The following is a 13,047-nucleotide window of genomic DNA, read 5'->3' as shown; positions in this document are numbered from 1 at the left end:
ATAGATTTAGTAGAATTTTATTATCAGAGAGAATGATCTTGGGAGGTAGTAATATGCCAACGGTAATCTTAACAGAAGCAGCAGCTTATGAAGTGAAAGATATGTTAGCAAGTAATGATATGTCAGATGGCTATTTAAAAATTAAAGTAAATGGCGGTGGATGTACTGGGTTAACATACGGTATGTCTGCTGAAGAAACACCTGGCGATAATGACGAAGTGTTAGAGTATTATGGACTTAAAGTGCTCGTAGATAAATATGACGCACCAGTTTTAAATGGTACGACAATTGATTTTAAACAATCATTAATGGGTGGCGGTTTCCAAATCGATAACCCGAATGCCATCGCTTCATGTGGTTGTGGCAGTTCATTTAAAACAGCTAAAGTTTCAGGAAACCCTGAACAATGTTAATTATCCTATAACAAATTAAATACAATGATTTTGTATTAAGGGGAGTGGGACAGAAATATAATTTAGCAAAATTATTTTCGTTGTCCCACCCCGGCAAGGATGGCTAGGATTGAAAGAAGCTTGATATAAGCGCACTTTCAATTCAGACATCTACTGCCAATATGTTAAAGAAAGCTGAGACAATTAATTATGTCCCAGCCTTTTTTTGTATTTTAAAAATGTTTAAAAGGGTATAAGTTAGTGTGTAACTGTTTGGATAATAGTTAATTTAATGGATCGTCTCTTAATTAAAATTGGTACACATTTACACTTCATTTTAGGAAGCATTCGTTAAATTAAAAATTTCACAATCTCGCTTGTTGTAACTTGAAAATGTAGTGTAAAAGCTATAAAATTATAGTTGGATTAAAAATTGTCTTTTGTGTGAACAACTAAAGATTTGGCCTGATTAAAAGACGTTATAATTTAAGATGTCGAGGAAGTCTATAATGATAAGGCAATTTACTTTGTCATAAGTTTATAGCCTTAATCTTCATTTTGGTTAAAATATTATGAAAGCTTAGGTGAATTAGAGATGGCTCAAAATCGTAAGAAAGTATTAGTTTTAGGTGCCGGCTATGCTGGTTTACAAACTGTTACTAAATTACAAAAAGAAATTTCTACTGATGAAGCAGAAATTACTTTAATCAACAAAAATGAATATCATTATGAATCAACATGGTTACATGAAGCTTCTGCTGGTACTATCAACTATGAAGACTTAATGTATCCAGTTGAAAGTGCTTTAAAACAAGATAAAGTAAATTTTGTTGTTGCTGAAGTAACAAAAATTGATCGCAATGCTAAACGTGTTGAAACTGATAAAGGTGTATACGACTACGATGTTTTAGTTGTAGCATTAGGATTCGTAAGTGAAACATTTGGCATTGATGGTATGAAAGACTATGCTTTCCAAATTGAGAACGTTTTAACTTCTCGTAAATTATCTCGTCACATTGAAGATAAATTTGCAAACTATGCAGCTTCTAAAGAAAAAGATGACAAAGATTTAGCAATCTTAGTAGGTGGAGCTGGCTTTACTGGAATTGAATTTTTAGGTGAATTAACTGAAAGAATTCCAGAATTATGCAGTAAATATGGTATTGACCAAAGCAAAGTAAAAATTACTTGTGTTGAGGCTGCACCTAAAATGTTACCAATGTTCTCTGACGAACTTGTTAGCTATGCTGTAAACTTCTTAGAAGACCGCGGTGTAGAATTTAAAATTGCTACGCCAATCGTTGCTTGTAACGACAAAGGTTTCGTAGTAGAAGTAAACGGAGAAAAACAACAATTAGAAGCTGGTACTTCAGTTTGGACTGCTGGTGTTCGTGGTAGCCACTTAATGGAAGAATCATTTGAAGGTGTTAAACGTGGACGTATCATCAACAAACAAGATTTAACTATCGAAGGTCATGACGATATCTTTGTAATTGGTGACTGTTCAGCGTTTATTCCTGAAGGTGAAGAACGTCCATTACCAACTACAGCACAAATTGCGATGCAACAAGGTGAACATGTTGCTAAAAATATTAAACATATCTTAAATGGTGAAGCTAAAGAAGACTTCCACTATGTTAACCGTGGTACAGTTTGCTCATTAGGTTCTCATGATGGTGTAGGTATCGTTTATGGCAGAGATATTGCAGGTAAAAAAGCTGCATTCATGAAGAAAGTCATTGATACACGTGCTGTATTCAAAATTGGTGGCATAGGTTTAGCTTTCAAAAAAGGTAAATTCTAAACTAAGTCATATTAACATATTATGTATTTTGCCTCCTGCTCACGAGCGGGAGGTTTTTTAATATTTATTTATATTACAATATACATACACTTATGTGGAACGGAGGAAGATAATGAATTTTCAAATCAATAAAGAATCTAATCAACCTATAGAAACACTTGTGATTGGTTTACCAGATCATATTAATCAATTAAATGATGTGAAATACTATGACGAATCAATGACCGACCAACTTGAAACGTTAAAACAGCATCACATTATTGGTAGTTCAGTAGGAAAAGTATCTTCAACTATGTTTTATATAAATAACCAACCTAAACGTTTGTTAACAGTTGGATTAGGTAACTTAAAAAATCTGTCATATCAACAATTATTAAAGGTATGGGGACATACTTTTCAATATATAAAGGCAGAACATATCAATGAAGCAGAGTTACTCTTAGATACGTTTATCTCTAAATATAATCATCCTTCAGAAGTCGCTAAAGCGTTCGGCTTACAAAGTGAACAAGCCATTTATCAATTCGATAATTATAAATCAGATAAAAAGGCACCGTATCAACTAAATATTAGTATCCAAACTACTCATAAAGATATAGATTCTTATATTCAAGAAGGTCAGCAATTAGGACAGTCTATTAATCTTGCGCGAGAATTGAGTCAAATGCCTCCGAATATTCTGACACCGAAATACTTTGCCGAAGAAATTGATGATCATTTTAAAGAAAGTGAAGTTACGGTAGATATTAAAGATGCTGAAACGATTGTGTCTGAAGGGTTTGGTCTCCTTCATGCGGTAGGTAAAGGTTCTGTAAATGGTCCAAGATTAATTACGATGACATATAACGGTGGCAAGGAAGACGAAGCGCCACTTGCGTTAGTTGGTAAGGGAATTACATATGATTCAGGCGGCTATAGTATAAAGTCTAAGATGGGTATGCAGACGATGAAATTTGATATGTGCGGGGCTGCGAATGTCGTGGGTATGATAGATAGCATCGCGAAATTACGTTTACCTGTGAATGTGGTAGGAATTATTGCTTCTGCTGAGAATATGATTAACGAAGCCTCTATGAAACCTGATGATGTGTTTACTGCATTAAATGGTGAGACAGTTGAAATGTTAAATAGTGATGCTGAGGGTCGTATGGTATTGGGAGATGCTGTATTTTATGCCACACAATTCCAACCTCATCTTATATTGGATTTTGCAACATTGACTGGAGCTGCAGTAGTAGCACTTGGCGAAGATAAGGCAGCTGCCTTTCACTCTCACGCTGAAAATGAAATCAACAGCTTGTTAGGTACTGCAAGAGCTGTTGATGAAAAGGTATTTGAATTACCAATGACAGAAACGGAAAAGCAATTAATAAAGAAATCAGATGTTGCTGATTTAGTTAATCATACGAATGGGCATGGTAAAGCATTATTTGCAGCAGCGTTTATTACTCACTTTAGTGGTCAGACGCCACATATTCATTTTGATATTGCAGGTCCTGCTACGATTAACAGAGCTACATTCAAAGGACCTAAAGGACCTACAGGCTATATGATTCCTACTGTAATTGAATGGATGAAACAGCAATATAAATAAATATATTCACTCATAGAAATGGATAACAATATAAATTTAGAGATTAGTCGGATGACGGAAAATTCCCTTCAAAGTTTATATTTTAATTATGAATTTTTGTCCGGGGAAAACGTAAGCGACTGATCTCTTTTAACATTGACATTGAAATCATGTATTGCTACTATGTAGATTATAAATACTTTAGTTCGATAGAGTGATAAAGGATGGAGAGCGTCATGGTTAATGCAGTTGTCATAGCGGTAATACTAATGATTGTGTTATGTCTATGTAGATTAAACGTAGTCATTAGTTTATTTATCAGTGCACTTGTGGGTGGTTTAATTTCTGGCATGAGTGTTGAGAAAGTTATTAGTGTATTTGGAAAGAATATTACAGACGGTGCAGAAGTTGCATTGAGTTATGCTTTATTAGGAGGATTTGCGGCACTCATTTCTTATAGTGGGATTACTGATTACTTAGTCGGTAAAATCATTGAAGGCATTCACTCTGAAAATAGTAGGCTCTCCCGAATAAAAGTGAAAGTCATCATTATTATTGCCTTATTAGCAATGAGTATTATGAGTCAAAACTTAATTCCAGTACATATCGCATTTATTCCAATTGTTATACCACCATTAATTAGTTTATTTAATGATTTAAGGGTTGATAGACGACTCATTGGTCTAGTCATTGGTTTTGGATTATGTTGGCCATATGTTCTACTTCCTTATGGTTTCGGTCAAATTTTCCAACAAATTATTCAAAGCGGTTTCCAAAAGGCACATCATCCAATTGAATTTAACATGATTTGGAAAGCGATGCTGATCCCATCAATGGGTTATATTGTAGGGCTGATATTAGGCCTTATCGTTTATAGAAAGCCACGTGGTTACGAGCAACGCAATGTGAACAATCGTGAAACAGTGACTGAATTAAAGCCTTATGTGTTAATCGTGACTGTCATTGCGATATTAGCTACTTTCTTAGTTCAAACATTTACAGATTCTATGATATTTGGTGCACTTGCAGGTGTACTTGTCTTCTTTGTTTCAAGAGTATATAAGTGGTATGAATTAGACGAGCAATTTGTAGATGGTATTAAAATAATGGCCTACATTGGTGTAGTTATTTTAACGGCAAATGGATTTGCTGGCGTGATGAATGCGACAGGGGATATTGATACCTTAGTGAAAGGTTTAACGAGTCTGACAGGTGATCATAAATTGATTAGTATTATAATGATGTACGTGATTGGTCTTATCGTTACGTTAGGCATTGGTTCTTCATTTGCGACCATTCCAATTATAGCGTCATTATTTATACCGTTTGGTGCATCCATTGGTCTTGATACGATGGCACTGATTGCGCTCATTGGTACAGCGAGTGCATTAGGTGATTCAGGTTCACCCGCTAGTGATTCAACATTAGGTCCAACGGCAGGGCTAAATATTGATGGTCAACACGATCATATTCGTGACACATGTGTGCCGAATTTCTTATTCTATAATATACCTCTAATGATTTTTGGTACGATAGCTGCTATGGTACTATAAAATATGAAATGAGGTGTAAAGCATGACGAATCTTTTAGAGACATTTGAAATGCGAATTGAAAATGAAGACAACGGCAAGGTAGTCATTTCTATGCCAGTCACTGACAAGGTAAAACAGCCTTTCGGTTATTTACATGGTGGGGCGAGTCTAGCTTTAGGTGAAACAGCATGCTCTATGGGAGCAGCAAATTTAATAGATACAAATCAATATATACCTTTAGGTTTAGAAATGAATGCGAATCATATACGCTCTACAAGAGAAGGTCGTGTAACAGCAACTGCAACGATTGTGCATCAAGGTCAGTCAACTCAAGTATGGAATGTCGAAATAAAAGATGACAATCATCAATTAATCAGCATTATGCGAGGTACAATAGCCATCAAACCAATCAAATAAATATTATACAAATAAAGCGCGTCCTTAGATTGTTAAAAAACATGTTAGTTTACAATCTAAGGACGCGCTTTTTTATACTACGATATCTTTTTACTTAAACGGCTTAACGCTTTACTAATACGTTCAGCACCTTCTTTACCACCCATAATGTTTCGAGCAAAGGGACCTAATTCAAGATCAGCAAGTCCGCCCATCACAAATAATTGTGGTAGCCACTCAAGATCATACGTTAATGATGGATAACCACACTCATTTAGCGGGGCATCTTCTTCGTGAATCAGAGCGCGCACAAATGGTTGATCACCTAACTGATTTACAAATCCAGTTGCAAGTAGAATGTGTTGGTAAGGATAGGTGTGACCTTCAGAAATAATTTGATTAGAACACACCTCATCAATAGGTGAATGATGTAGCTGTAATCTACCGGATTGTTCATGCTTCTTCAAACGTAAGAATAACTCCATAGGCATTGACCCTTTATGGCGTTCTTGCTCAATGAGCTTCATCCGTTCTGCAGATGATGAAATCACTGATAATTGATTCATTCGTTTAGGACCCAACCATCCTGGATCTGCATCGAAATCATGTATTTCAATTTGTTTGTTAAGCCAAAGATGTATGATGTCATCGCTATTTTGATGGTTTAATAATTTCAATGTTAAATGAGCAGCAGATATACCAGAACCTAAAACATGATTTGTTTTACTGTCTATTTCAGCATTGTAATTAGAATCAAAGATATGTGTTGCTTTTGCATTCTCTTTAAATTGTTCAGGTATGAAAGGTCTATGATTACAGCCACTCGCAATCACAACACAGTCAGTCGTGACCATCTTGCCGCTCTTTAACTGGATTTGCCACTTACCTCTATAGCGGTTTAATTTAGATACGGTACCTTGAATGTGACAATCATTGAGTTCGTACTGGTGCACTAAATCATGGACATGATGCATAAACATATCTCTTTGTGGACGTTTGTATGGACCATAATAAGCTGAGGTGTATTGATTTAATTTTGCGTATTGCTTGAGATGAAAGGGTTGGGGATGTATGTGATGCACGAATGGTGACCTCAAGAAAGGCATGCTAATACGCTGGGTGAACTGATTAAATTGTTCACATAAAGTTGTATAAGGATCAATAATGGTCAATTGCTCTTTTTCTAAACCTTCGTGTCTTAATTTAATCGCTGCCGTCGTTCCTTGAATACCACCACCGATTATTGTCCAATGCATTCAAACCGCTCCTTTATTTTTTTATTTTTAAATTTAAATAATTACGATTTAAATAGTATCACATTTCATCTAAGAGTACAAAATAATTATCGGAAGGTAAGGTGCATTCGACTAAATTGCAAATTAAGAGAAAGATGTTGTGTAGCATCATCAAATAGGAGATTTTCACAAAAAAGTACCCTCAATAATTGGTTTTTTCCAACTTTTGAGGGCATATCGCATGAATTCTACAATTTCGTATCCTTCATATCGTCTTTTATTTCATCTACTTTTGTTTCTTTACTATAAGGTGTTTGAATATTATAAGCTGCTTTCATAATCATATGACTAGAAAGGGGGCCGGTGATAAAGACAAAGATAATTCCAATAATTAACTGCATATTGACATAACCTTCAGTACCAATGAAATATAAGAAAGAACCGAAGAGTAAGAACATGGCACCAAGTGTGGCTGCTTTACCAGCAGCATGTGCTCTAGAATATACATCTTTTAATCGTAATAAACCTATGGCTGCAAAGGCACTTATTAAAGCACCTAGTACGACAAAGATTATTGCAATACTAGTGACGATCGTTGCTATCATGCTTTATCACCTTACCTTCATCCATAAATTTAGAAAAGACTGCCGTCCCTAAAAAGGCGAGTATACCTACCATTAAAATAACTACAATCATATATTTAATATTTAGTAAAATACTAAATAAGGCAATGACTGCCATCAATTGTAGTCCAATCGCATCTAGTGCAACTACACGATCGGCTAAAGAAGGGCCTAAAATGACACGTACAAGCATTGCTAACATTGATAATACGACAATAATGAGTGCAATTATGATAAATATATTATGTGTCATTATTTTTCACCCACCTTTCTTACTACCTTTTCTAGAGATGATTTGATACTTTCTACTTCTTCTTCCTTTGTACTAAAATCAATCGCATGGATATAGATTTTCTTGCGATCATCACTGATACCTAATACTACCGTTCCTGGAGTTAATGTAATGAGATTTGAAAGTAATACGATTTGCCAATCTGTCTTGAGGTCTGTTTCATACACGAAGAATCCTGGCTTATTGGTAATACTTGGTTTTAAAATAATTTTCAGGACATCAAAATTAGCCTTAATCAATTCACTTAAAAATGTGAGCACTAACATAATGATGCGATACACTCTTACCAAGTAGAATCGACCTGGCATGACACGATGTAGGAGGTAGACAAGAACAAGGCCAAAGATGAAGCCCAATACAAAGTTATTTAACGTGTAACTGTCTGTAACGAATAACCAAATCATTGCGACTAATAAGTTTACGATAAATTGTGCGGCCATATTATTTACCTCCTAAAACGCTATGAATATAAATATTTGGATCAGTAAATGTTTCAGCGCCTTCTTTAATGATAGGGAACAGTACATCTGCAGATAATCCGAATAGGACTGTAATCACTGTCGATACTACTGCGATTGTAGTCAGGTATTTGACATTCACTTTCTGCGCTGTATTATAGCCTCTTGCCTCGCCGAAGAAACCTTTGAGGAAGATTCGAATCACTGAATATAGAACAATTAAGCTAGATAGGAGGACTATGATACCGCTTAGGTAGAATCCCTTTTCAAATGTAGCCTGAACAATATAAAATTTCCCGTAAAAACCACTTAACGGTGGTATACCAGCAAGACTCAATGCAGCGATAAAGAATGTCCATCCTAAAATAGGATATCCTTGAATTAAACCACCAAACTTGCGTAAATCGGTCGATTTCGTAATCTTATACATCACTCCGATGAGTAAGAACAGTGAAGCTTTAACTAACATATCGTGAATCGTATAGTATATTGCGCCCATCATTCCTGCCTCGTTCATCATGGCAACGCCAACTAAGATAACGCCAACCGCTATCATTATATTGTAAAGAATAATCTTCTTCGTATCGTAATAGGCTATTGCGCCCACACATCCGAAAATGATTGTCAGTAACGCTAAGAAAAGAATCACATAGTGTGAAAAGCTAACCGTACTATTGAAGAATAAACTCAATGTTCTTGCAATGGCGTATACACCCACTTTGGTAAGTAGTGCACCAAAGAATGTAATAATAGCAACCGGTGGGGCATAATACGCACCTGGTAACCATACATACATAGGGAATACACCAGCTTTAGTGGCAAAGACGAAAATAAATAAGATAAAGACGATATTGACGAGACCACTATCGTGAACAGATAGATTAGATAATCTTTCACTAATATGTGCTAAGTTTAAAGTACCAACTACTGAATAAAGTACCGCGACACCCATAACAAAGAATGATGACGATACGACATTCACTAATATATATTTGATTGTTTCTTGGAGTTGAATTTTCGTGGTACCGATAACTAATAAACAATATGAAGACATTAAAAAGACTTCAAAGAATACAAACATGTTAAAGATATCACCAGTCGTAAATGCACCGATAATACCGATTAACATAAACATGATAGAAAAGTAATAGTAATAGCGTTCTCGATCTATACCAATGGAACGATATGAATATAAAATAATTAAAATCGTAATAACAATACTTGTGATGATAAGTAAAGCACTAAAAACATCTAATACAAACACAATGCTGTATGGTGCTTTCCATGAACCTAATTCTACTTTTAAAGGACCATCGTGTAATACATTTCTTAAATTAATGATAGCCACAATGAGTGTGAGTGCTGAACCAATCAGTGCAACATAACGCTTGATTATCGGGCGCTTTCCAATAAAGATGAGTAAAATTGCAGTTAGAATAGGTATCACAAGCGTTAAAACGAGCAAGTTACTCTCTGTCATCTTCCGGCGCTCCTTTCATACGTTCAACGTTATCTGTACCTAGTTCTTTATAAGTTCTAAAGGCAAGAACTAAGAAAAATGCTGTTGTAGCAAATGCGATAACGATAGCAGTTAAAATTAGTGCTTGTGGGATAGGATCGACATAGCTCGGAGTTCCTTTTTCATAGATAGGAACCGTACCATGTTTCAAACCGCCCATAGTAATTAAAAATAAATTTGCAGCGTGTGTTAGTAGCGTAGTCCCCATAATAATTCGTATCAAACTTTTAGACAAAACGAGATAGACACTAATTGCTGTGAGAATACCACTAACAAATATCATGATAATTTCCACTATTCGTTCTCTCCAATCGAAATAATAATTGTCATTACAGTTCCTACTACTGCACAAAGTACCCCAAAGTCGAAGAACATCGCAGTCGTCATATGCATAGGTTCAAGAAGGGGTAACGGAATGTCAAAAGTGACATGTGTGAAAAAGTTTTTTGACATGAACCAACTGGCAATCGGTGTGCCTACGCAGAATAACAAACCTACACCTATTAGAATTTTAAAATCCAACGGGAAGACTTTACGCATTGTTTTAACATCGAAAGCGATTGTAATGACTAAAAGTGCACTCGCAAATAATAAACCTCCGACGAATCCTCCTCCGGGTGTATAGTGCCCAGCTAGAAATAGTGAGAATCCAAAGACGATGACCATGAAGAAAATGACGATAGCTGCGTATTGAAACATTAAGTTATTCTTTTGTCTATTCATGGTCAGTCACCTCGCTTGATTGATTTTTCTGTTTAAGGCGTAACTTAATCATTGTATATACACCTAAACCGGCGATACCTAATACAGATGATTCGAATAATGTATCCATGCCACGGAAGTCAACAAGAATAACGTTCACCATATTTTTGCCGTGTGCTAAATCGTAAACATGATCTTGATAATACTTCGTGATAGAACCAAAATGTCTATTTCCATAACCGATTAGACCTAAAATAATGACTACTAAACCTACGCCAATAGAAATCAAAGCATTCGTAACTTTAAATGCAGGCTTTTCATTGTAGCGGTTAAGGTTAGGTAAATGATAAAAGCATAATAAGAATAAAGCTGTTGAGATAGACTCAACTACAAACTGAGTTAAGGCTAAATCCGGTGCTTTAAAGAATATAAATAATACAGATATTGCATAACCGACTGCACTCAACATAATAATGCTAAATAAGCGTGATTTCGCAAATATAATCAAGAATGAGGCAATAAGTAAGAATACCAAGATGCCGCCTTCAAATATACGAAGCTGACTTACATCTTTAAAGGTAATATGAAATGGCACACTTAATAAGGTTACGAATGTAAGTAGTATTAAGATGCCAAAAATAATCACTAAATTATTTCTAGAAAAACCTGTAACATAGCTATTTGTCATATTTTCAGAATAGCCTGGAACTACACGACCCGTCGTGTCATACCAATAGTTAAACTTAAGTTGATTAGGTTGTGCTTCAAGTAAACGAACCCAATAACTAAACGTAAGAATAAGTAAAATACCGACCACATAGATGACTAAAGTAGAGATAAATGCCGGCGTAATCCCATGGAAAAGATGGAATTCAGCAGTGATTCCAGTTGTTTGACTTACTGCTTGTGTTGCAGGTTCAATAATTGATTGAGTTAATATGCTTGGGAAAAGTCCAAATACCACAACTAATATAGTTAAAATAATTGGAGATAAAAGCATTAACATCGATGATTCATGTGCAGATTTCGGTAAACTGTCGGGTTTATATTTCCCAAAGAATATATGCATAATAAATTTAATAGAATAAACAAAGGTAAATATACTTCCTACTATCGCAATAATTGGGAAAATAATACCTAATGTGTTTAAGCTCATTAAATCTGCATGAGTAACATCAATCATAGCCTCTAAAAACTTCTCTTTAGATAAGAAACCATTAAATGGTGGAACACCAGCCATACTTAATGCGGTGATGATAGTCATCGTGAATGAAATTGGCATGATTGTAAGTAATCCACCTAATTTCTTAACGTTACGAGTACCTGTAGCGTGGTCTATACCACCTGTAATCATAAACAATGCACCTTTAAATGTAGCATGATTAATTAAATGGAAAATTGCAGCAACAAAACCTGCAACATACAGCTGACTATCAGCACCTTGATAATGGTAACTCACAGCACCAATACCTAACATTGACATAATCATACCGAGTTGAGACACAGTTGAAAACGCTAGGATTCCTTTTAAATCCTGTTGTTTCGTTGCATTCAGCGATGCCCAAAATAGTGTGATAAGACCTACTAAAGTGATGGTCCACACCCAACCTTCAGAAATGGCAAAGATAGGTGTCATTCTTGCTACTAAATAAAGACCTGCTTTAACCATTGTCGCAGAGTGTAAGTAGGCACTTACTGGGGTAGGTGCTTCCATTGCATCAGGTAACCATATGTAAAATGGGACTTGAGCCGATTTTGTAAATGCGCCAATCATAACAAGTACCATTGCTAAGATAAAGTATGGACTGTTTTGAATCTCGCTCGCTTTTTCAATCATTGTTTGAATGCTGAATGTATCTGCAGCTAAAGATAAGAGGATGATACCTCCTAATAAACTAAGTCCACCTAACACTGTTAAGATAAGTGACTTTTGCGCACCATATATAGAAGCTTTCTTCTCTCTCCAAAATGAAATAAGTAAAAAGCTAGAAAATGAAGTTAACTCCCAAAATAGATATAAAATAATTAAGTTATCAGAGAGTACAACTCCTAACATTGCGCCCATAAATAGTAATAAATAACAATAAAAATTCCCGAGTTGCTCAGATTTACTTAAATAGCCAATAGAATATAAAACAACTAAGCTACCTATACCTGTGATGAGTAAACTAAACAACAGTCCGAGACCGTCCACATATAAATTGAAGTTCATTCCAAAATGTGGCATCCAATTTAAGGTTTTCATTACGGTATTACCTGACATCGTTATTGAAATTAAAGAAATAAAATAAATAAATAAGACAATTGGGACAGGTAATACAAACCATCCTAAGTGTATACGTTTAACGAATCGATATAGGATAGGAATAATGAGTGCAAATATTAACGGTAGGAGTACCGCAATATGTAACCAACTCACTATGTTGTCCTCCTTTAAAATATATTTATGAATAACATTATACATGAATGAACTTCTTCTGAAAAACCTCGTCAACGCTTATAAGCATTGATTTTAAAGGA

The 13,047-nt window shown here is 35.2% G+C and carries 13 protein-coding genes; 5 read left to right on the top strand and 8 right to left on the bottom strand.

Going from position 1 to position 13,047, the window contains the following annotated elements:
* The first annotated feature begins 53 nt into the window (after window positions 1-53).
* The 5 genes from HMPREF3264_RS08890 (at window position 54) to HMPREF3264_RS08870 (ending at window position 5,719) form a co-directional block, all read left to right on the top strand.
* Window positions 54-413, top strand: coding sequence for a HesB/IscA family protein (locus HMPREF3264_RS08890; RefSeq protein WP_037541238.1), 360 nt, complete (start codon window positions 54-56; stop codon window positions 411-413).
* A 574-nt stretch (window positions 414-987) separates the two neighbouring features.
* On the top strand, window positions 988-2,196 hold the full coding sequence (locus HMPREF3264_RS08885) for an NAD(P)/FAD-dependent oxidoreductase (protein WP_002441766.1): 1,209 nt from the start codon (window positions 988-990) through the stop codon (window positions 2,194-2,196).
* A 112-nt stretch (window positions 2,197-2,308) separates the two neighbouring features.
* Window positions 2,309-3,790, top strand: a complete 1,482-nt coding sequence (locus HMPREF3264_RS08880; protein ID WP_070873066.1) for a M17 family metallopeptidase — start codon at window positions 2,309-2,311, stop codon at window positions 3,788-3,790.
* A gap of 215 nt (window positions 3,791-4,005) precedes the next feature.
* Window positions 4,006-5,322, top strand: coding sequence for a Na+/H+ antiporter family protein (locus HMPREF3264_RS08875; RefSeq protein WP_070873063.1), 1,317 nt, complete (start codon window positions 4,006-4,008; stop codon window positions 5,320-5,322).
* 22 nt (window positions 5,323-5,344) lie between these two features.
* Window positions 5,345-5,719: a PaaI family thioesterase gene (locus HMPREF3264_RS08870; RefSeq protein ID WP_070832120.1), complete on the top strand. Its 375-nt coding sequence runs from the start codon at window positions 5,345-5,347 to the stop codon at window positions 5,717-5,719.
* Window positions 5,720-5,796: 77 nt separating this feature from the next.
* Here the strand turns inward: HMPREF3264_RS08870 and HMPREF3264_RS08865 are convergent, their stop codons facing one another.
* The 8 genes from HMPREF3264_RS08865 to HMPREF3264_RS08830 all read right to left on the bottom strand — a co-directional run bounded on the left by HMPREF3264_RS08865 (window position 5,797) and on the right by HMPREF3264_RS08830 (window position 12,946).
* The gene (locus tag HMPREF3264_RS08865) at window positions 5,797-6,954 is read right to left on the bottom strand and encodes an FAD/NAD(P)-binding protein (protein WP_070873060.1); all 1,158 of its coding nucleotides are present in this window, start codon (window positions 6,952-6,954) and stop codon (window positions 5,797-5,799) included.
* A gap of 227 nt (window positions 6,955-7,181) precedes the next feature.
* Complete coding sequence (gene mnhG1 / locus HMPREF3264_RS08860; RefSeq protein ID WP_002441776.1) at window positions 7,182-7,538, bottom strand: Na+/H+ antiporter Mnh1 subunit G; 357 nt, start codon at window positions 7,536-7,538, stop codon at window positions 7,182-7,184.
* Window positions 7,516-7,809, bottom strand: a complete 294-nt coding sequence (gene mnhF1 / locus HMPREF3264_RS08855) for a Na+/H+ antiporter Mnh1 subunit F (RefSeq protein ID WP_002441778.1) — start codon at window positions 7,807-7,809, stop codon at window positions 7,516-7,518. Before mnhF1 ends, mnhG1 begins: the two co-directional genes overlap by 23 nt.
* Window positions 7,809-8,288, bottom strand: coding sequence for a Na+/H+ antiporter Mnh1 subunit E (gene mnhE1, locus HMPREF3264_RS08850; protein ID WP_002441780.1), 480 nt, complete (start codon window positions 8,286-8,288; stop codon window positions 7,809-7,811). The genes mnhF1 and mnhE1 overlap by 1 nt, the downstream gene beginning before the upstream one ends.
* A 1-nt stretch (window position 8,289) precedes the next feature.
* Window positions 8,290-9,786, bottom strand: coding sequence for a Na+/H+ antiporter Mnh1 subunit D (gene mnhD1 / locus HMPREF3264_RS08845; protein WP_070873059.1), 1,497 nt, complete (start codon window positions 9,784-9,786; stop codon window positions 8,290-8,292).
* Window positions 9,773-10,120 carry a Na+/H+ antiporter Mnh1 subunit C gene (gene mnhC1, locus HMPREF3264_RS08840; protein ID WP_044466322.1) on the bottom strand — a complete coding sequence of 116 codons (348 nt, stop codon included), beginning with the start codon at window positions 10,118-10,120 and terminating at the stop codon, window positions 9,773-9,775. The genes mnhD1 and mnhC1 overlap by 14 nt, the downstream gene beginning before the upstream one ends.
* Window positions 10,120-10,548 carry a Na+/H+ antiporter Mnh1 subunit B gene (gene mnhB1, locus HMPREF3264_RS08835; RefSeq protein WP_002441786.1) on the bottom strand — a complete coding sequence of 143 codons (429 nt, stop codon included), beginning with the start codon at window positions 10,546-10,548 and terminating at the stop codon, window positions 10,120-10,122. Before mnhB1 ends, mnhC1 begins: the two co-directional genes overlap by 1 nt.
* Window positions 10,541-12,946, bottom strand: coding sequence for a Na+/H+ antiporter subunit A (locus HMPREF3264_RS08830; protein ID WP_070873057.1), 2,406 nt, complete (start codon window positions 12,944-12,946; stop codon window positions 10,541-10,543). Before HMPREF3264_RS08830 ends, mnhB1 begins: the two co-directional genes overlap by 8 nt.
* Between the last annotated feature and the right edge of the window lie 101 nt (window positions 12,947-13,047).

The organism is Staphylococcus sp. HMSC62A08 (genome assembly GCF_001839105.1).
Taxonomy (GTDB): domain Bacteria; phylum Bacillota; class Bacilli; order Staphylococcales; family Staphylococcaceae; genus Staphylococcus; species Staphylococcus caprae.
This window is presented reverse-complemented; position numbering and strand designations above follow the sequence as displayed.